Origin of the sequence: Pseudomonas sp. SMV71 (genome assembly GCF_052042015.1) — a bacterium.
GTDB lineage: Bacteria > Pseudomonadota > Gammaproteobacteria > Pseudomonadales > Pseudomonadaceae > Aquipseudomonas.
Genome location: NZ_JBKGGU010000017.1, coordinates 13,756 through 32,587 on the forward strand (window position 1 = coordinate 13,756; position 18,832 = coordinate 32,587).

The 18,832-nt window shown below is 62.0% G+C and carries 15 protein-coding genes; 9 read left to right on the forward strand and 6 right to left on the reverse strand.

Annotated features, from left to right (window positions below):
• The first annotated feature begins 1 nt into the window (after position 1).
• A complete protein-coding gene (locus ACLEJQ_RS18185; protein ID WP_440797113.1) occupies positions 2–1,231 on the forward strand; it encodes a winged helix-turn-helix domain-containing protein in 1,230 nt (409 codons plus the stop codon).
• A 175-nt stretch (positions 1,232–1,406) separates the two neighbouring features.
• Here the strand turns inward: ACLEJQ_RS18185 and ACLEJQ_RS18190 are convergent, their stop codons facing one another.
• A complete protein-coding gene (locus ACLEJQ_RS18190; protein WP_440797115.1) occupies positions 1,407–2,753 on the reverse strand; it encodes a class II 3-deoxy-7-phosphoheptulonate synthase in 1,347 nt (448 codons plus the stop codon).
• A 143-nt stretch (positions 2,754–2,896) separates the two neighbouring features.
• On the opposite strand from ACLEJQ_RS18190, the gene ACLEJQ_RS18195 reads away from it, so the two are divergent.
• Together ACLEJQ_RS18195 and ACLEJQ_RS18200 are read left to right on the forward strand one after the other, a co-directional pair.
• Positions 2,897–3,652 carry a spermidine synthase gene (locus tag ACLEJQ_RS18195; protein ID WP_440797117.1) on the forward strand — a complete coding sequence of 252 codons (756 nt, stop codon included), beginning with the start codon at positions 2,897–2,899 and terminating at the stop codon, positions 3,650–3,652.
• A 487-nt stretch (positions 3,653–4,139) separates the two neighbouring features.
• Positions 4,140–5,813: a DEAD/DEAH box helicase gene (locus tag ACLEJQ_RS18200; RefSeq protein WP_440797119.1), complete on the forward strand. Its 1,674-nt coding sequence runs from the start codon at positions 4,140–4,142 to the stop codon at positions 5,811–5,813.
• 199 nt (positions 5,814–6,012) lie between these two features.
• Here ACLEJQ_RS18200 and ACLEJQ_RS18205 read toward each other — a convergent pair whose 3' ends face one another.
• Positions 6,013–6,780: a DODA-type extradiol aromatic ring-opening family dioxygenase gene (locus ACLEJQ_RS18205; RefSeq protein ID WP_440797122.1), complete on the reverse strand. Its 768-nt coding sequence runs from the start codon at positions 6,778–6,780 to the stop codon at positions 6,013–6,015.
• 103 nt (positions 6,781–6,883) lie between these two features.
• On the opposite strand from ACLEJQ_RS18205, the gene ACLEJQ_RS18210 reads away from it, so the two are divergent.
• On the forward strand, positions 6,884–7,537 hold the full coding sequence (locus ACLEJQ_RS18210) for a thiopurine S-methyltransferase (protein ID WP_440797124.1): 654 nt from the start codon (positions 6,884–6,886) through the stop codon (positions 7,535–7,537).
• A gap of 150 nt (positions 7,538–7,687) precedes the next feature.
• Here ACLEJQ_RS18210 and htpX read toward each other — a convergent pair whose 3' ends face one another.
• Positions 7,688–8,575: a protease HtpX gene (gene htpX, locus ACLEJQ_RS18215; protein ID WP_440797125.1), complete on the reverse strand. Its 888-nt coding sequence runs from the start codon at positions 8,573–8,575 to the stop codon at positions 7,688–7,690.
• Between the two features lie 300 nt (positions 8,576–8,875).
• Positions 8,876–10,087 carry a pyridoxal phosphate-dependent aminotransferase gene (locus tag ACLEJQ_RS18220; RefSeq protein ID WP_440797127.1) on the reverse strand — a complete coding sequence of 404 codons (1,212 nt, stop codon included), beginning with the start codon at positions 10,085–10,087 and terminating at the stop codon, positions 8,876–8,878.
• A gap of 220 nt (positions 10,088–10,307) precedes the next feature.
• On the opposite strand from ACLEJQ_RS18220, the gene msrB reads away from it, so the two are divergent.
• The 3 genes from msrB (at position 10,308) to ACLEJQ_RS18235 (ending at position 11,939) form a co-directional block, all read left to right on the forward strand.
• On the forward strand, positions 10,308–10,703 hold the full coding sequence (gene msrB, locus ACLEJQ_RS18225) for a peptide-methionine (R)-S-oxide reductase MsrB (RefSeq protein WP_440797129.1): 396 nt from the start codon (positions 10,308–10,310) through the stop codon (positions 10,701–10,703).
• Positions 10,704–10,995: 292 nt separating this feature from the next.
• Positions 10,996–11,481 (forward strand): glutathione peroxidase, encoded by a 486-nt coding sequence (locus ACLEJQ_RS18230; protein WP_440797131.1) that lies wholly within the window; start codon positions 10,996–10,998, stop codon positions 11,479–11,481.
• The gene (locus tag ACLEJQ_RS18235) at positions 11,478–11,939 is read left to right on the forward strand and encodes a MarR family winged helix-turn-helix transcriptional regulator (RefSeq protein ID WP_440797133.1); all 462 of its coding nucleotides are present in this window, start codon (positions 11,478–11,480) and stop codon (positions 11,937–11,939) included. The genes ACLEJQ_RS18230 and ACLEJQ_RS18235 overlap by 4 nt, the downstream gene beginning before the upstream one ends.
• Here the strand turns inward: ACLEJQ_RS18235 and ACLEJQ_RS18240 are convergent.
• The gene (locus ACLEJQ_RS18240; RefSeq protein ID WP_440797135.1) at positions 11,923–14,244 is read right to left on the reverse strand and encodes a response regulator; all 2,322 of its coding nucleotides are present in this window, start codon (positions 14,242–14,244) and stop codon (positions 11,923–11,925) included. The genes ACLEJQ_RS18235 and ACLEJQ_RS18240 overlap by 17 nt on opposite strands.
• Before the next feature lie 165 nt (positions 14,245–14,409).
• On the opposite strand from ACLEJQ_RS18240, the gene ACLEJQ_RS18245 reads away from it, so the two are divergent.
• Complete coding sequence (locus ACLEJQ_RS18245) at positions 14,410–15,300, forward strand: ATP-binding protein (RefSeq protein ID WP_440797137.1); 891 nt, start codon at positions 14,410–14,412, stop codon at positions 15,298–15,300.
• Positions 15,297–15,779, forward strand: coding sequence for a GAF domain-containing protein (locus ACLEJQ_RS18250; protein ID WP_440797139.1), 483 nt, complete (start codon positions 15,297–15,299; stop codon positions 15,777–15,779). Before ACLEJQ_RS18245 ends, ACLEJQ_RS18250 begins: the two co-directional genes overlap by 4 nt.
• Positions 15,780–15,799: 20 nt before the next feature.
• Here the strand turns inward: ACLEJQ_RS18250 and ACLEJQ_RS18255 are convergent, their stop codons facing one another.
• Positions 15,800–18,748 (reverse strand): HD domain-containing phosphohydrolase, encoded by a 2,949-nt coding sequence (locus ACLEJQ_RS18255; protein ID WP_440797141.1) that lies wholly within the window; start codon positions 18,746–18,748, stop codon positions 15,800–15,802.
• Positions 18,749–18,832: the final 84 nt, after the last annotated feature.

Here is an 18,832-nt window from a genome sequence, read left to right on the forward strand (position 1 = left end):
CATGCCCGCGACTCTGTCCTTTACCCTCAAACAGGCCCGGCGTCTGGCGCTGGTCGCCCAAGGATTCAATGGGCGGTCACCGCCGGCTTCGGTGCAATCGACGCATGTCAATCGCCTGATCGAACGCCTGGGCGTGGTGCAGATCGATTCCGTCAATGCGCTGGTGCGCTCGCATTACCTCCCGCTGTTTTCCCGTCTCGGTCATTACAACCCCGATCTGCTCGATCAAGCGGCCTGGAGCCAGGGGCGACGTCGAACGCTGTTCGAGTATTGGGGACACGAAGCGTCGTTGCTGCCCCTATCCATGTATCCGTTGATGCGCTGGCGTATGCAGCGTGCGTCGCGTGGCGAGGGGATCTACCAGCAATTGGCGCGGTTCGGCCAGGAGCGGCAGGATGTCATTCATCGGGTCCTGGCTGCGGTCCGCGAACAGGGTGCGCTGGGGGCGGGCAGCTTGTCCACTCGCCAGGAAAAGGCCGGGCCATGGTGGGATTGGAGTGCCGAAAAACATGCCCTGGAATGGCTGTTCGCTGCGGGTGAAGTCACCGTGGCGGGGCGCCGGGGGTTCGAGCGGCTCTACGACTTGCCGGAACGGGTGTTGCCGGTCGCTGCCCTGCAACAAGTCCTGCCGGACGAAGCCCAGGCCCAGCGCGGTTTGTTGTTGCATGCCGCCGAGGCCTTGGGCGTGGGAACAGAGAAGGACCTGCGCGACTATTTTCGCCTCGACCCAGCTGACAGTCGTGCACGTCTGGCTGAACTGGAGGAGGCCGGTGAATTGCTGCGCTGCGAGGTCCAGGGCTGGAAGCAACCGGCCTGGTGCCGTCCCGGCGTGAAAATCCCGCGCAAGGTGGCGGCCAGTGCCTTGCTGTCGCCATTCGACTCGCTGGTATGGGAGCGCAGCCGCACCGAGCGGTTGTTCGACTTCCGCTATCGCCTGGAGATCTACACCCCGGCTCACAAACGGGTTTACGGCTATTACGTCCTGCCGTTCCTGCACAACGAGCGCATCGCGGCACGGGTCGACGTGCGGGCGGAGCGGGCCCAGGGGCGGCTGGCGATACATGCAGTACACGAGGAAGCGCCGGGGCTGGACGAGGTGGGGTTGCAGGCCTTGGCGCTGAACCTGCGGCGCATGGCTGATTGGTTGGGGCTGGCGCGGGTGCAGCTTAATTGCCGGCGCGAGGGCGGGGTCCGGCTGGCTGGGGCGTTGGCCCGGATCGGAGGTGACTGAACTGACGCCATCGCGAGCAGGCTCGCTCCCACAGTGGATCTCTGGGGAACGCAAGACCTGAGCACGACTGCTCCCACAGTGGATCTGGGAACACAGGACCTGCGCACGACGCGGTCACTGTGGGAGCGAGCCTGCTCGCGATGAGGGCTTTACAGGCGCTACAAAGTCCGCTGACTCACCGCCTCACCTGCTTCAGCGTCTCGGCAATCAGGAATGCCAGTTCCAACGACTGATCGGCATTCATCCGTGGATCACAGTGGGTATGGTAGCGGTCGGACAGTCCGTCCTCGGTGATCGGCCGGGCGCCGCCGATGCATTCGGTGACGTTCTGCCCGGTCATTTCGATGTGAATACCGCCCGCGTAGGTGCCTTCGGCTTCGTGGGCCTGGAAGAACTGCTTCACCTCGCCGAGGATCTGCGCGAAATCCCGGGTCTTGTAACCGCTGCTGGCCTTGATGGTGTTGCCGTGCATCGGGTCCGAGCTCCACAGCACCTGCTTGCCCTCGCGCTGCACGGCCCGCAACAGCGGTGGCAGGTGCTCGGCAACTTTGTTGGCCCCCATCCGCGCAATCAGGTTCAGGCGGCCCGGATCGTTGTCCGGGTTGAGTACATCGATCAGGCGGATCAAGTCGTCAGGATCCATGGTCGGCCCGACCTTGACGCCGATCGGGTTGTTCACCCCGCGCAGGAATTCGACATGCGCACCGTCCAGCTGGCGGGTACGGTCGCCGATCCAGAGCATATGGGCCGAGCAGTCGTAGTAGTCGTTGGTCAGGCTGTCGCGGCGTACGAAGGCTTCTTCGTAATTGAGCAGCAACGCTTCGTGGGCGGTGAAGAAACTGGTTTCACGCAGTTGCGGCGAGCTGTCCATGCCGCAGGCACGCATGAACGCCAGGGTTTCATCGATGCGGTCGGCCAGATGGCTGTATTTTTCCGCCAGGGCCGAGTTGGCGATGAAATCCAGGTTCCACTTGTGCACCTGGTGCAGATCGGCAAACCCGCCCTGAGCGAACGCACGCAGCAGGTTCAGGGTCGCGGTGGACTGATGGTACGACTGCAGCAGCCGTTCGGGGTCCGGTATCCGGCTTTTTTCGTCGAAGCCGATGCCGTTGACGATGTCGCCCCGATAGGCCGGCAGGGTCACGCCATCAATGGTTTCGTCGTTGGCCGAGCGCGGCTTGGCGAATTGACCGGCCATGCGCCCGACCTTGACCACCGGGCAGCCGGCGGCGAAGGTCATGACAATCGCCATTTGCAGCAACACTTTGAAGGTGTCGCGGATCTTCGCCGCCGAGAATTCGGCAAAGCTCTCGGCGCAGTCGCCGCCTTGCAGCAGGAAAGCGCGACCCTGGGTCACCTCGGCGAACTGACGGCGCAACTCCCGCGCTTCACCGGCAAACACCAGTGGTGGATAACTGGCCAGGGTTTGCTCCACCTGCAACAGGTGGGCTGCGTCGGGGTAGCAAGGTTGTTGCTGGATCGGCAGGGCGCGCCAGCTGTCAGGGCTCCAGGGTTGGCTCATCATGATCTCTAGGTGGTTTACGCTCGGACGGCCATGTTAGCAGTAAATTAGTGCGTGACCTGCTTGCGTCGCTTCGCGGACAATCACACTTTTGCCCAGGTTCTGCGCGTTGTCGCAGCCGTCCGGCTGCACCAGGAGTTGAAATGACAGAGGAGCGCGTCGAGCATCTGCTCGCCGAGGTGCATGACGAGTTCGGCATGATCCGAGTCTTCGAAGTGGCCGACTACCGGTTTCTTGAGTTCGGCGATGCCATCGAGCAGAGCTGCGTGTTCACCGCTGATCCGAGCTGGCTTGAATACGACTACACCCGCGCCATGTTGATCGGCGCGTTGTGTCACGAACAGCCGGAGAGCGCGCTGTTCCTCGGGCTCGGCGCCGGGACGCTGACCCAGGCCTGTCTCAAGTTCCTGCCGCTGGAAGACGTCGAAGCCATCGAGTTGCGCCCCGACGTGCCGCGCCTGGCCATCGAATACCTGGGGCTGGACGACGATCCGCGACTGTACATCCGCATCGGCGATGCCCTTGAACTGCTGGGAACCGCCGAACCTGCGGACCTGATTTTCGTCGATCTCTATACCGATGTCGGCCCAGGTGTCGGGCACCTGGCCTGGGGTTTCCTTGAAGATTGCCAGAAGCGCCTCAATCCCGGCGGCTGGCTGGTCATCAACCAATGGGCCACCGACGACGGCAAGCCCTTGGGGGCTGCGCTGTTGCGCGGTTTGTATCACCGGCACTATTGGGAGCTGCCGGTGAAGGAGGGCAACGTGATCCTGATCGTGCCGTCCGAACTGGACCAGGCGCTGGACATGGACGGATTGATCATGCGGGCCGAAGGGCTGGCGCCGCGACTGGGGTATTCGTTGTTGCCGTTGATCAAGGCGATTCGGCCGGCGACTTGAGTGGGTGAACAATGCAGGCCCGAGGGCACTGTCCTGTCTGGTGCGCTTGTGCTCTTGTGGCGAGGGAGCTTGCTCCCGCTGGGGCGCGAAGCGTCCCCCTTCGGTACTGAGCCTGGTTCAAGACGTCTGCGGTGCAGCCAAGCGGGAGCAAGCTCCCTCGCCACGGGTTTCGGGTGTGACAGAGACGCTGTGGCGAACCTTCGTTACCCAGGGTGAACCGATTTAGCCACTGTAAAAAAAGCTCCCTTTTTGACCGAATTCCGGTATAGTGCGCGCCGGCCTTTAGCCGGGCCGCGTCAAGGTAGCGCAATTTCCGAAGTCAGCTTCGGTTGCATGTCCGCACAACGGATGCTTCCTGACGTTCTTTTTCATTCATTCGTTTTCGCAAATCCCCGCCGACAAAGCTGCCAGGGCGACTCTTGAGTCTCAACACGGCATGCGCAGCTTTGGAGCATGGGTCTTTGCGGATGCACTTAGAGGCAGACCCATGACCCAGGAAATCGGCGGCTTCGCCGCTCTTGAACTTCATCCCAATATTGTCGCTGCAGTAGTCGCTACCGGCTATGAAGAGCCTTCGGCCATTCAGCAGCAGTCGATCCCGATCATTCTCGCCGGTCACGATATGATTGGTCAGGCGCAAACCGGTACGGGTAAGACCGCCGCGTTCGCCCTGCCGATCCTGCACCGCATTGATCCGTCCAAGCGCGAGCCGCAAGCTCTGATCCTGGCCCCAACCCGTGAGTTGGCGCTGCAAGTTGCAACCGCTTTCGAAACCTACGCCAAGCAGATGCCAGGCGTGACTGTTGTGGCTGTCTACGGCGGTGCGCCGATGGGCCCGCAACTGAAAGCAATCCGTAATGGCGCACAGATCGTTGTCGCCACCCCGGGCCGTCTGTGCGACCACCTGCGTCGCGACGAAAAAGTCCTTGCCACCGTGAACCACCTGGTTCTGGACGAGGCGGACGAAATGCTCAAGCTGGGCTTCATGGATGACCTGGAAGTCATCTTCAAGGCCATGCCTGAAACCCGTCAGACCGTACTGTTCTCGGCCACCTTGCCGCAGTCGATCCGTGCGATCGCCGAGCGTCACTTGAAAGACCCGAAACACGTCAAGATCCAGAGCAAGACCCAGACCGTCACCGCGATCGAGCAGGCTCACCTGCTGGTCCACGCCGACCAGAAGACCTCTGCCGTACTGAGCCTGCTGGAAGTCGAGGATTTCGACGCGCTGATCATGTTCGTGCGCACCAAGCAAGCGACCCTGGACCTGGCCAGCGCCCTGGAAGCCAAAGGCTACAAGGCCGCTGCGTTGAACGGTGACATCGCCCAGAACCAGCGTGAGCGCGTGATCGACTCCCTCAAGGATGGCCGTCTGGACATCGTTGTGGCGACCGACGTCGCGGCCCGTGGCCTGGACGTTCCGCGCATCACCCACGTATTCAACGTGGACATGCCGTACGATCCGGAATCCTACGTTCACCGTATCGGTCGTACCGGCCGCGCCGGTCGCGAAGGTCGTGCCCTGCTGCTGGTCACCCCGCGTGAGCGTCGCATGCTGCAAGTGATCGAACGTGTGACCGGCCAGCGAGTCGCCGAAGTTCGTCTGCCGGACGCGCAAGCTGTTCTGGATGCACGCATCAAGAAACTGACCAACAGCCTGTCGCCGCTGGTGGCCGACGCCGAATCGACCCACGGTGATCTGCTTGATCGCCTGACCGCCGACATCGGCTGCTCCCCACGTGCCCTGGCCGCCGCCCTGCTGCGCAAGGCCACCAACGGTCAGGCGCTGAACCTGGCGGCAATCGAGAAAGAGCGTCCGCTGGTGCCGAACAGCACACCGCGTGGCGATCGTCCTGAGCGCAGCGGTGATCGTCCGGACCGTGGTGATCGCGAGCGTCGTGCACCGATCCCGCTGGCCGAAGGTCGGGCTCGCTGCCGTACTGCGCTGGGCGCCCGTGACGGTATCGCCGCCAAGAACCTGCTGGGCGCCATCCTCAACGAGGGTGGCCTGGCGCGTGAAGCCATCGGTCGCATCCAGGTGCGTGACAGCTTCAGCCTCGTGGAGCTGCCGGAAGATGGCCTGGAGAAGTTGCTGGCCAAGCTCAAGGACACCCGCGTAGCCGGCAAGCAACTCAAGCTGCGTCGCTATCGCGAAGACTGATCGGCCTCCGGGCTGATTGATCGAGCATGAAAAATCCCCGACTGGTTCGGGGATTTTTTTTGCCTGTTGGTTTGCGGGCTTTCAGGGTGATCGGCGTTGTTTCATTCGCGAGCAGGCTCGCGCCCACACCGGATCTATGGTGCTTACAAACTCCCTGTGGGAGCGAGCCTGCACGCGATCAAGGCAACTCGGTCCGCCCTCAATCGAACCGATAGATGTCCATTCCCAACGCCCCCATCGTGAAACCTTGATGAGCCACGCTGAATAACCCGCCGGCCCCGCGGGCGAAATACAGCGGCAACAGGTGCTCGTCGCTGGGATGGCTGCGCACGGCATTGGGGGCCTGGCGACGGTAGTCATGCAGTGCCGGTCCATCATCCGCCGCCAGTTTCTCGACCATCCAATCGCGAAAAGCCTTGGCCCAGGGCTCGATGCGTTCGGGGCCGGCGTTCCAGTCCAGGTCGCGCAGGTTGTGGGTGATGCTGCCGGAGCCGATCAGCAGGATGCCTTGCTCGCGCAGACTCGCCAGGGCCTGGCCGACTTGCGTCTGTAATGCCGGGCCGTGGCGACTGGGCAGCGACACCTGGACCACCGGGATATCGGCTTCGGGATACATCAGGGATAAAGGCACCCAGACGCCGTGGTCGGACGGTCGCTGATGGTCGAGGCGCGCCGGCAAGCGTGCGGCATTGAGCTGCTCGCTCACTTGCGCGGCCAGGTCCGGATCACCCGGCGCATGGTATTGCACCGCATACAGGGCCGGTGGAAAACCTCCGAAGTCGTGCCAGGTGCGGGGTCGCGGGTTGGCACTGACAAACAGCTCGTCACTTTCCCAGTGGGCGGACACGATGACGATAGCCTTGGGCCTGGGCAGTTGCGCGGCCAGGCGAGCCAGCGCCGGGCCGCTGGCGCCGGGCTCCAGGGCGAGCATCGGTGAGCCGTGGGAGATGAACAGGCTGGGCAGCATGAAAGGACTCCAGAGCGTTAAGATGTCGCCATCTTCCGTCAGGTCAATCATCTAAATCTAATACATGTTTTAGCCCGGTTTGATCGATTTTTTGGAGCGAATCATGGAACCCGAGTTTTGGCATAAGCGTTGGTCATCGAATCAGATCGGCTTTCATTTGCCCGAGGTGAACCCCTATCTGCAACGGTTCTGGCCGCAACTGGGTCTGGCGCAGGGCAGTCGGGTGTTGGTGCCGTTGTGTGGCAAGAGCCTGGACCTGTTGTGGCTGGCCCGGCAGGGGTATTCAGTGCTTGGCGTGGAATTGTCGGAAAAAGCGGCTGCGGATTTTTTCCAGGAGCATCAACTGCAGCCCAGCATCAGTGAGGAGGGCGCATTCAAGGTCTTTCGCGCCGAAAACATCGAAATTCGTTGCGGAGATTTCTTTGCCCTCAGTCCGCAGGAAGTGGCCGACTGCGTGGCACTGTATGACCGTGCCGCGTTGATCGCCTTGCCCATGCCGATGCGTGAGCGGTATGCAGCGCATTTGCAGGCGATCCTGCCAGGCTGCGTCGGGCTGTTGATTACCCTGGATTACGACCAGGTCGAAATGCCCGGCCCACCTTTTGCCGTGGATGATGCCGAGGTGCAGCGGTTGTTGGGGGGCAATTGGCAGCTGGAGGTCTTGCAGGAGCAGGATGTGCTGGGGGAAAGCTGGAAGTTTTTGCAGGCCGGGGTGACGCGGCTGGATGAGCGGGTTTATCGGGTTTCCGGTTATTGACGTGGCCTGCAATGGCTTTATCGCGAGCAGGCTCGCTCCCACACCGGATCTATGGCGTTTATAAATCCCTGTGGGAGCGAGCCTGCTCGCGATGAAGCCAGTCAGGCGCAAAAAAGCCCGCATCGCTGCGGGCTTCTGAGACGCTGGCTATCAACCGCGGCGACGCAGCGCGTCGATACGCTCTTCCAGCGGCGGATGGCTCATGAACATCCGGGCCAGGCCCTGCTTGATGCCACCGTTGATGCCGAAGGCATTCAGCGTGTCGGGCATATGGACCGGCAGGCCTTGTTCGGCGCGCAGGCGTTGCAGCGCGCCGATCATGGCGGTGGTGCCGGCCAGCTGTGCGCCGGCTTCGTCGGCGCGGAATTCGCGTTTGCGCGAGAACCACATGACGATGGCGCTGGCGAGGAAGCCCAGTACCAGCTCGGCGAAAATGGTTGCCACGTAGTAGGCGATGCCTTGGCCTTCCTCGTTCTTGAAGATCACCTTGTCGACGAAGTTGCCGATGATCCGGGCGAAGAACATTACGAAGGTGTTCACCACGCCCTGGACCAGCGCCAGGGTCACCATGTCGCCGTTGGCAACGTGGCCGATCTCGTGGGCCAGCACGGCCTTGACTTCCTCGGTGGAGAATCGCTCGAGCAGACCCTGGCTGACGGCGACCAATGCGTCGTTCTTGTTCCAGCCGGTGGCGAAGGCGTTGGCCTCGTAGGCCGGGAAGATCCCGACTTCCGGCATCTTGATCCCGGCTTCCCGGGACAGTTGCTCGACGGTTTGCAGAAGCCATTGTTCATGGCGGGTGCGCGGCTGGCTGATGATCTGGGTGCCGGTGCTCATCTTCGCCATCCACTTGGAGATGAGCAGCGAGAACAGGGAGCCGGCGAAGCCGAACACCGCACAGAAGATCAACAGCTGATTGAGGTTGAGATCAATCCCGTTGGCCGCCATGAACCCGTTGAAGCCAAACAGGCTCAGGGTGATGCTGGCAATCAGCACGACCGCCAGGTTAGTGGCCAGGAACAGCAGGATGCGCATCATGGTTGTGGAAATCTCCTCATGCTAAAGATGTAGCGTCATGCGGGTATATAAGGTGCTGCCGCTGGCTATTCAACTCGCTGACTATTTCAAACTATGTCCTACAAGCGTCCTAAATGTTTGAAAGACTTTTCTGAAAGTGAGCGAGGAAAAGAAATCTTATGTGGATGCCCCGTGAACGTTGGACACGGCCGTCCTTGGCTGCCCAGTCTCAAGTGTAGGAGCCTTGCCGGAATCTTCTGAACGGATATGTTGCTGAATCAGACAGCGTGCGAGACGAAGGCGTCCCGCACGCTTTGTGGACTACTGACGATAGGACTTGAGGAAGTGACCGATCCGGCCAATGGCCTGTTCCAGATCATCGACCCGGGGCAGGGTCACGACGCGGAAGTGATCCGGCCACGGCCAGTTGAACGCCGTGCCCTGGACCACCAGCAGCTTCTCGGACAGCAGCAGGTCGAGGACGAATTTTTCATCGTTGTGGATCGGGCAGACCTTGGGATCGATCCGCGGGAAGGCATATAGCGCGCCCATTGGCTTGACGCAGCTGACGCCAGGGATGTCGTTGAGCAGTTCCCAGGTGCGATTGCGTTGCTCCAGCAGCCGGCCCTGGGGCAGGACCAGGTCGTTGATGCTCTGGTAGCCGCCCAGCGCGGTCTGGATCGCATGTTGGCTCGGCACGTTGGCGCACAGGCGCATGTTGGCGAGCATGTCGATGCCTTCGATGTAGCTCTGGGCATGCTGCTTGGGCCCGGAGATGGCGATCCAGCCGGAGCGGAAACCCGCGACCCGGTAGGATTTGGACAGGCCGTTGAAGGTCAGGCACAGCAGGTCCGGAGCCAGGGACGCGGTGCAGACATGCACGGCATCGTCGTAGAGGATCTTGTCGTAGATTTCGTCGGAGAACACCACCAGGTTGTGCTGGCGGGCCAGTTCCAGCATGCCCAGCAGCACTTCCCGGGAATACACGGCGCCGGTGGGGTTGTTCGGGTTGATGATCACCAGCGCCTTGGTGTTCGGGGTGATCTTGGCCTTGATGTCCGCCAGGTCCGGGAACCAGTTGGCCTGTTCGTCGCACAGGTAATGCACCGGGTTACCGCCGGACAAGCTCACGGCGGCGGTCCACAACGGATAGTCAGGCGCCGGCACCAGCACTTCGTCACCGTTGTTGAGCAGGGCCTGCATCGACATCACGATCAGCTCGGACACCCCGTTACCCAGGTAGATGTCTTCGATGCCAATGCCTTCGACCTGCTTTTGCTGGTAGTACTGCATCACCGCCTTGCGTGCGCTGAACAGGCCTTTGGAGTCGCTGTAGCCCTGGGCGGTCGGCAGGTTGCGGATGACGTCCTGGAGGATTTCATCGGGCGCTTCGAAACCAAAGGGCGCCGGGTTGCCAATGTTCAGCTTGAGGATGCGATGGCCTTCCTCTTCCAGGCGTTTGGCGTGCTTGAGCACCGGGCCGCGAATGTCGTAGCAGACGTTGGCGAGCTTGTTCGATTTGCTGACCTGCATGGCGATGTGTTCCCGAAAATGAACGATCCAGGCGGCGTATGAACTACCGTACTGGGATTGCTGCGTCTGTGCCCGGGCCTGACGCGGCGTAGGCGTCACAATCCGTTTGAATGCGCGTGACGTGACTGCCAGACTGGCGCCTGACGAGGCGCAATCATACGTGCCGCCCGATCTGCTTAAAAGCGTCGGATCGGGCTTTTTCAATTGCCGAGGTAGGACGATGGAAAAGTTGGAAAAAACCCTTGAAGAATGGCGCGCCATGCTCGATCCGGAGCAGTACAACGTCTGCCGCCTGAAGGGCACTGAGCGCCCATTCTCCGGCAAGTACAACGCCACCAAGACCGACGGCGTGTACCACTGCATCTGCTGCAATGAGCCTCTGTTCGATTCACGGACCAAGTTCGATTCCGGCTGTGGCTGGCCGAGCTTCTACGCGCCGATCGAGGGCAGCGCCGTGGTGGAAGTGCGGGATGTCAGCCACGGGATGATCCGCACCGAAGTGGTCTGTGCCAAATGCGATGCGCACCTGGGCCACGTCTTCCCGGACGGTCCACCGCCCACGGGGCTGCGGTATTGCATCAACTCGGTGTGCCTGGATCTGGTTCCTCGCGAGTAACCGCCGAAGGCTCGGTACCAACCGATTTTGCGCGCCAGCCAGCGGCTTACCTGTGGCGAGGGAGCTTGCTCCCGCTGGGTGGCGCAGCCGCCCCAATAGCACCTGATACGGTTCGATGGAGCGTGGTGATCGATTTGCGGCTGCTTCGCAGCCGAGCGCGAGCAAGCTCCGTCGCCACGGGGGGCAATGCCTGAGGCCACGTTTATGATGAGTTATTACTTTCAATGATTAAATTGTACGCAATTTAATTGCTCGCTATTTTCAGCGTTCAATCTTTAATCGGAGCCGTGCCATGAGCGACAACTTACTGAGCATCCCGTGCACCACCATCAAAGGCGAGCAAAAGACCCTTGCCGATTTCGCCGGCAAGGCGGTGCTGGTGGTCAACACTGCCAGCCAGTGCGGTTTCACTCCGCAATACAAGGGACTGGAGGCGCTGTGGCAGACCTACAAGGACCGGGGCCTGGTGGTGCTGGGCTTTCCCTGCAATCAGTTCGGCAAGCAGGAACCAGGCAATGAAGGCGCGATCAGCGAGTTCTGCGAGCTGAACTACGGCGTGAGTTTTCCACTGTTCAAGAAAATCGAGGTCAACGGTGCCGACGCCCATCCGTTGTTCGTCCAGCTTAAGCAGCGAGCGCCCGGTGTGTTGGGGTCCAAAGGGATCAAGTGGAATTTCACCAAGTTCCTGATTGGCAAGGACGGTCAGGTGGTCAAGCGGTTTGCCCCGACCACCAAACCCCAGGATCTCACCGGCGAGATCGAAGCACTGCTCAAATGAATGACCTGTCAGCCGATTCCCTGAAGCTCGACAGCCAGTTGTGCTTCAAGCTGTATGCCGCATCGCGGGCGGTGATCCGGGGCTACAAGCCGATGCTCGACCAGCTCGGCCTGACCTATCCGCAGTACCTGGCGATGCTGGTGCTGTGGGAGTGGCACGACACGGCGCCGGAACAACCGACGGTCAAGGCCTTGGGTGAACGCCTGCTGCTGGATTCCGGCACGTTGACGCCGTTGCTCAAGCGCCTGCAACAGCTGGACCTGATCCAGCGCCAGCGTTCGGCCCGGGATGAGCGGGAAGTGCACCTGAGCCTGTCGGAGCAAGGCCGGGCATTGCGCGACCAGGTTGCTCCACTAAAGGCGCGCCTGTTGTGCGAAAGCGGGGTTGACCTGGACCGCCTCGGCACGTTGAGAGACGGTCTCGATCACCTGCTGGGACAAATCAAAGCGCTGACGTAGTCGGCACCCACTGGTCAAGGACCGCCGCCAGTTCTTCGCGACGAAACGGCTTGGACAAGTAATCGTTCATGCCCGATGCCCGGCAGCGCTCGCGCTCCTCGGGCATGGCATTGGCCGTCAACGCCACGATAGGCAACTCCGGCCAACGCCCGCTCTGGCGGATCTGCCGGCTGGCCTCATAGCCGTCCATCACCGGCATGTTGCAATCCATCAGCACCAGGTCGAAAACCCGCTGCTCAAGCTGGCCCAGGGCTTCGGCGCCGTGGGCCGCGACGGTGACCTCGCAACCCAGTTTCACCAACATGCCCTTGGCCACCAGCTGGTTCACCGGATTGTCCTCCACCAGCAGCACCCGTCCGCGGCGGGACGGGATCTGGGTTTCGATTTGCGCCTCGTTGATGGTGGTCGCCTCGCTTTGCAAGGCGCGCCGCAGAATCTGATGCAGCGCATGGCGCGCCAGGGGCCGGGCCTGCTGGATCAGTGGTGCGAGGGCGGCGGCTTCTTCGCCGGGCATGAAGCTGCCGTAGGCGGTGACCAGCAGGATCGGCGCGCTAAACGTCGGTCGCAGGTTGAACAGGCATTCCGGGCAGTCTGTAATCAGCACGTCGGGCGCGAGACCCAGCAACCCGTCATCGACCGAGCGCCTTACATAGTCCAGCCCCCAGCCCGGTAGCTGCATCTGCAGCAACTCGGCCAGGCCGCTGCTGCCGGCGGTAATGGCGACGACATTGCCCCGCAGCGGCTCGGGCGGCGTGGCCGGTGTGTGACAGGGCAGGGGCAGGTCAGCGCAGAACTGGCTGCCGAAGCCGGCTTCGGAGCTGATGGTCAAACGGCCCTGCATGGCTTCGCAAAGGTTGTAGGTCAGCGCCAGGCCCAGGCCGGTACCGCCGAACTGACGAGTGATGCCGGCACCGGCCTGGGTGAATGGCTGCAGGATCCGCGCCTGGGCCTCCTTGGGGATACCGATGCCCGTGTCGCAGACCTCGATGCGCACGCCGCCTTCGTAATGGCTCAACTTCACATCGACCCGGCCGAAGCGGGTGAACTTCAGCGCGTTGGACAGCAGGTTGCTGACGATCTGGCGCACCCGGGTCGGGTCACCCAGCACCTGCGCCGGGAACTGCGGGTCGATCAGGCAGGCGAGCTCGACGCTGGGCGCGGCGTTTTGCGAAAGCAGGTTGGCGGTGTCCTCGATCAGGGAGCCGAGGTCGAACGGGATACGCTCGAGCTCCAGCTGGCCTGCGTCGAATTTCGACAGGTCGAGGATGTCGTTGAGCAGCTCCACCAGGACCTTGCCCGAGTCATGGGCAATCGACAATTGCTGCTGCTGTTCGGCCGTCAGCGGGCCATCGAGAGACAACGCAATCATCCCCAGCAGGCCATTGAGCGGCGTGCGGATTTCATGGCTCATGTTGGCCAGGAAAGCGGAGCGAGCCTCGGCCATGTCCAGGGCGGTGCGCCGGGCCACCTCCAACTCCTCGTTGGATTGGCTGAGACGCGCATTGATCGCCTTCAGTTCGGCGGTGCGGGCCGAGACGATGTTTTCCAGTTGGGCCAGGTATTCGGTCAGGCGATTTTCAGCGGTGCGTCGCTGCTGGATTTCGGTGGCGATGTTTTCGAACTGCTGGTTGGCGACGGACACCAGTACGCCGATTTCATCGGACTGGTGACCGGACGGACATTCCAGGCGATTCTGCTCGCTGCTGCCGGGGTCGCGACTGCTCAGCTCGCGGATCACCCGCACCAGCGGCTTGGTCAGCATCACATAGAACAGCGCCAGCAACAGGCCGGTGAGAATCAGGCTGCGGGCGAAGCCGTTGAGCAACGTGACCTCGGCACGGCGCAGGAAGCGTGCGCCGAATGCATAGGTATCGACGTCCAGGCGCAACACGCCCAGGGACTCGCTGGGCAGATGATCCAGGTAGAGTCGGTCTTCGAACTGACGCTGGGCGCCGAACAGGAAATCGCTGATGAATCGATAGCTGCTTTGCAGTTCGGGCCGCTTGACGCTGGCGAGTACGGTTTTGTTGTTGTCGATCAGTTCGGCACCGATGATGGCCGGTGAGCGCAACAAGCCCATGGACAGTTCCTGGGCAAGTTCGGCGTCGATGTTGTAGGCGATGCGCGAGGCCGGGTTGTGGCTGATTTCCAGCAACGACAGGATTTCCCGGTTGATCGAGGCGTCTTCGCTGGCATAATCGATGCCGATCTGCATCAGGCTGAGCAAGGTGCCCAGCACGAAGCCCACCAGGACGGTCAGGCGTGCCTGCTTGTAAGACAGCCGTTGGGTGAATCTGATGTCCATTGAGTGATGAACCACTTACGTTTCCCTTCGCCGCTCAAGCATAGCTGATCATCTCCGGATACCGGTGCAACCGGTTTGTGTTGTGTGGTGGGTAGACCCGCCATTGGATACGGCGTTTCGTTGCTGTAGCGCCATCATTACTGTGAACGTGCCCGAGGAAAAGACGTGGACTCGCGATTGAATGCTTTTCTTGAGCGCGCCGATGCCGTGCTGGCCCGGATCGAGCCTCTGCTGCCGGCGCCGCGCCCTGACATCGACTGGAGCCAGACCCTGGCCGCACGCTGGCAGAGAGACGGACGCAGCGGCTACCTGCTGCCGCTGCAAGTCAGCCTCGACATGCGTCTGTCGGACCTGATCGGCGTCGACCGCCAGGTCGAACAGCTGGGCCGCAACACCCGGCAATTCATCGATGGCATGCCGGCCAACCATGCATTGCTCTGGGGCTCGCGTGGCACCGGCAAGTCGTCGTTGGTGCGCGCGCTGTTGGCCGAGCACGCCGGGCAGGGCCTGCGGTTGATCGAGATCGAGCGCGATCACCTGGCCGACCTGCCTCGGGTGGTCGAGCAGGTGGCGAAACTGCCCCAGCGTTTCGTACTGTTCTGCGATGACCTGTCGTTCGAGTCCGGCGAGGGCGATTACCGGGTGCTCAAAAGCGTGTTGGACGGGTCCCTCGAACAGGCGCCGGACAACGTGCTGCTGTACGCCACCTCCAACCGCCGTCACCTGGTGCCGGAAAAGGAAAGCGACAACGAGAACTGGAAGCGGGTCGACGGCGAACTCCACCCCAGCGAAGCGGTGGAGGACAAGATCGCCTTGTCCGACCGGTTCGGCTTGTGGCTGTCGTTTTATCCGTTCACCCAGGAGCATTTCCTCAACGTGGTGGAACACTGGATCGGCGAACTGGCGGCCAAGGCCGGACTGGTCTGGCAACGCGACGAGGCGCTGGACATCCAGGCGGTGCGCTGGGCCACCGGACGCGGCAACCGCAACGGACGTTGCGCCTATCAGTTTGCCCGGTATTGGGTAGGCCTCAAACTGCTGGAGCACAAGGCATGATCGATTTGAAAAGCACCGGCCAGGGCCTCGATGGCTACGGTTTGTTAGCGGCACAGTTGCAATCCCTGCTGGCGGATGAGCGTGATTTCATCGCCAACGCCGCGCAATTCTCGGCCTTCCTGTTCAGTCAGTTGGAAGACTTGAATTGGGCCGGCTTCTATCTCAATCGCAACGAAGAATTGGTGCTGGGGCCGTTCCAGGGCCAGATTGCCTGCGTGCGGATTCCCTTCGGTCGCGGCGTCTGTGGTACGGCGGCGGCGACGTTGCAGACCCAGCGCGTCGAAGACGTGCATGCGTTCCCCGGACACATCGCGTGCGACAGCGCATCGAACAGCGAGTTGGTGGTGCCGCTGGTCAAGGACGGACGCCTGATCGGCGTGCTCGACCTGGACAGCCCGAAACTGGCGCGCTTTACCGAGCATGACCAGGCCGGCATCGAGCAGCTGGCCGGGATATTCCTGCGCCTGACGGACTGCTGAGCGGCTCCTTGAGGCAGGGCTCACGGCTTGAGCCCTGCAATGACCAGCAGGCGCTGTGGATCGACCTCATCGATCTGGTGCGGATCGAGAAACTGCTCGGCGTAACGCAGATAAATCCTTTCTTCGATGAATAACCCGAACAGCTCGGGGTCGATGTGGGCGTCACGGCACATGGTCGCCATGATCCCCAGCGCTTCGCTCAGTTTCTTGGCTTTCTTGTAGGGGCGGTCAGCGGCGGTCAATGCCTCGAAGATATCCGCAATGGCCATCATGCGCGCCGGCAAGCTCATCTGCTCGCGCTTGAGCCGCTTGGGGTAACCGCTGCCGTCCATTTTCTCGTGATGACCGCCGGCAATCTCCGCCACGTTGTCCAGGTGACTGGGGAAAGGCAACTGGCTGAGCATCAGGATCGTCTGCACCATGTGATGATTGATTACGTAGCGTTCTTCGCGGGTCAGCGTGCCCCGGGTGATGCTCAGGTTGTAGAGTTCGCCTCGGTTGTATTTCCATTGCGGCACATCGAGCTGGAAGCCCCAGGGGTTGTCCGGTGCAATCAGTTCTGCGTCGTGCCGTTCCAGCAGGTGCTCCGGCTTGTCCGCCAGTAATGCTTCGGTGACCGGCAGGGTTGGCCTGGATGTACGCTCCTGCCGCCGGTTCTCTTCCCAGGAAACCCCCAGGCGATCATCCAGCGTGCGGGTCCAGGTGCGCCGGGCGATGCTTTGCAAGCGTTGCAGGTCAGCCTCGGCCATGGCCTCCGAGCCCAGGTTGCAGTGGGCGACAAAGGCAAAGTCGTCATCCAGGGCTGCCAACGTCGCGTCGCGGCGCTGGGCGAGGTCAGAAGGTTCGCCGCCCGTTGCCACGGCTTGCCAATAGTCGACCCAGGCGTCGCGCTTGAGCACCTCGAAGCGGGTGCGGATTTCGTGGATCCGGTCGTTCAGCGTCTCGAGCTTGGTGGCCTTGTCGACGACGTATTCCGGTGTGGTGACCTTGCCGCAATCATGCAGCCAGGCCGCGATGTGCAAGGCTTCCCATTCATCTTCAGTGGGCCGGTAAGTGTCGAACGCCGGCGCCTGGCTGGCCGCTGCGGCCTGGGCAAGCATCAGTGTCAAGGCCGGCACCCGTTGGCAGTGGCCACCGGTGTAGGGACTCTTGGCGTCAATCGCGCCGGCGAGCAGTTGGATGAACGAGTCCAACAATTGCTTTTGCCTGGCTTGCAGACGCTGGCCTTCAATGCTCACCGTCGCAGCGCCCGACACGGCCTGCAGAAAGGCGATGCGGTCCGGTTGCAGTTTCTCGAGGTCCGCTTCGGTGCCGCTGTCATTGATCAGCAGCACCAGGAACCCGATGGTTTCGTAGTGGCGGTTGCGCAGGCGGATACCGATCAGGTGCACGCGCGGCGCGTCCAGTGCCCGCAGGACACTCTGCAAGTCGGCAGCCTGTTCAAAGCCCAGGGAGGCGACCAGGTTTTCCGCCACAGCCAGCTGCTGGAGCCATTGCGGGCTGGCGTCCCCTTGAAGCTCGTAGCCTTGCAGTTTGAACGCGTCCAGGTCACGTGGGGTGCCATCGATCACCAGCCCATACGGCTTGACCCGGTTGTCGTCGTTTTCCCGCAGGTAGATCAGCCCGGCCTGGGCCTGGCCGATTTTCACAGTCTCGAACAGCACTCGCTCCAGCAACGGGGCGAAACGGGTTTCGGCGCGCAGGCTGGCGGTGATTTCAAAGAAGCTCGCCAGCGTTTCCTTCATGCGCGCCATCGACACGCTCAACTGATCGACCTCCAACACCGGGGAGCGACGCGACACCGGGTAATTGAAGTCGAAGCTGCGGATGGCGTCGGCTTCCTGCACCAGTGCCCGCAGGGGCTTGACCAGGATTCGTGAGGTCAGCCAGCCCAGTGGCAGGCACATCAGCAAGGTAGCCAGTGTAATGAGTGCGCCTTGCCAGCGCAGGCGATAGGCATCGTCCAACAACTCATCCTCGGGCACCAGCAGCGCCAGTTCCAGGCCTTGCGGCCCGCCTTCCTGCATGTGGCTGCGGGACACGATCCATCGGCGCCCGACCGCTTCCAGGCGCGGGGCATCGTGGGGAGCGTCGAGTGCGGCGGCGATAGCCGGGTTGAGATCCCGGGCCTTGATCAGGCGCGCCGACCGGCTGTCGGCCACGATCCGGGCGCTGTCGGGATAGCCGACCGCGTTGCCCTTGGGGTCGAGCAATACGATTTCGGTACCTGGGGTTACCTTATGTTTGGCCAGCGTTTCGGACAGGGCCGCCAGCGTCAGGTCGGCCCCGATGACGGCCCGCTCACCGCTGCGCCGGGCGAGCGTGGTGCCGATGTTACGGGTGGAAAAGAACACGTAGGGTTCGGTGGTGATTTGCTCGGGACTTTCCATTGCGCTGCGAAACCAGCCGCGGCTGCGGGGATCGAAGGTCTCGCCGGTGAGGTCCTGGCGACTGATGAGGACCAGGGCGTCGTCATAGAACAGCGACTGGGAATGCAGCGGTTCGGCGTTGCTTGCCTGCTCCACGGTCCAGACCTGGTAGGCCGCGTTGGCGGGGGCCTTCAAGTCGGTCCTCAGGGTTTCGCTGCGCAGTGGCCGGACCATCAGGAAGTTGCCGTCGCTGTCGCCCAGGTACAGCGACGCCAGGTCCGGGTTGTCTCGCAGTGCCTGACTGAAAGGCGTGAGCAAGGCCAGGCGCTGGGTAGTCCCGGGTGCTTGGGGCGCCGGATAGTCGGCCAGCAAGCCCAGCAAATGGCGGATCGGTTCGTAGGTGTCGTACAGGTCCAGGCGCACATCCTGTTCAATCCGGTTAAACAGTTTTTCACTGCTGGACAGGATGATCTGCGTGGTTTGCTGGTAGTTGAAAACGCCCAGCACAGTCCCGGTGAGCAACAGCAGCAAGGTGAACATCACACTGATGTGGACGTGCAGGGGAAACCGGCGTTTTTCCGGAGGCGGTGCGCTGGGCATTGCAGTCACTCCAAGTGAAAGGGGTGCTCTCATCAGTTCTTGCGTGAAGGGGAAACCGATCGAGAACACCCCTGGTACGCACTG

What these genes read in the sequence shown, in the direction of transcription:
- ACLEJQ_RS18230 (WP_440797131.1), top strand. Translation starts at nt 10,996, where the DNA reads ATGAGCGACAACTTACTGAGCATCCCGTGCACCACCATCAAAGGCGAG.
- ACLEJQ_RS18220 (WP_440797127.1), bottom strand. Translation starts at nt 10,087, where the DNA reads ATGCAGGTCAGCAAATCGAACAAGCTCGCCAACGTCTGCTACGACATT.
- htpX (WP_440797125.1), bottom strand. Translation starts at nt 8,575, where the DNA reads ATGATGCGCATCCTGCTGTTCCTGGCCACTAACCTGGCGGTCGTGCTG.
- ACLEJQ_RS18195 (WP_440797117.1), top strand. Translation starts at nt 2,897, where the DNA reads ATGACAGAGGAGCGCGTCGAGCATCTGCTCGCCGAGGTGCATGACGAG.
- ACLEJQ_RS18205 (WP_440797122.1), bottom strand. Translation starts at nt 6,780, where the DNA reads ATGCTGCCCAGCCTGTTCATCTCCCACGGCTCACCGATGCTCGCCCTG.
- ACLEJQ_RS18200 (WP_440797119.1), top strand. Translation starts at nt 4,140, where the DNA reads ATGACCCAGGAAATCGGCGGCTTCGCCGCTCTTGAACTTCATCCCAAT.
- msrB (WP_440797129.1), top strand. Translation starts at nt 10,308, where the DNA reads ATGGAAAAGTTGGAAAAAACCCTTGAAGAATGGCGCGCCATGCTCGAT.
- ACLEJQ_RS18190 (WP_440797115.1), bottom strand. Translation starts at nt 2,753, where the DNA reads ATGAGCCAACCCTGGAGCCCTGACAGCTGGCGCGCCCTGCCGATCCAG.
- ACLEJQ_RS18255 (WP_440797141.1), bottom strand. Translation starts at nt 18,748, where the DNA reads ATGCCCAGCGCACCGCCTCCGGAAAAACGCCGGTTTCCCCTGCACGTC.
- ACLEJQ_RS18210 (WP_440797124.1), top strand. Translation starts at nt 6,884, where the DNA reads ATGGAACCCGAGTTTTGGCATAAGCGTTGGTCATCGAATCAGATCGGC.
- ACLEJQ_RS18185 (WP_440797113.1), top strand. Translation starts at nt 2, where the DNA reads ATGCCCGCGACTCTGTCCTTTACCCTCAAACAGGCCCGGCGTCTGGCG.
- ACLEJQ_RS18235 (WP_440797133.1), top strand. Translation starts at nt 11,478, where the DNA reads ATGAATGACCTGTCAGCCGATTCCCTGAAGCTCGACAGCCAGTTGTGC.
- ACLEJQ_RS18240 (WP_440797135.1), bottom strand. Translation starts at nt 14,244, where the DNA reads ATGGACATCAGATTCACCCAACGGCTGTCTTACAAGCAGGCACGCCTG.
- ACLEJQ_RS18250 (WP_440797139.1), top strand. Translation starts at nt 15,297, where the DNA reads ATGATCGATTTGAAAAGCACCGGCCAGGGCCTCGATGGCTACGGTTTG.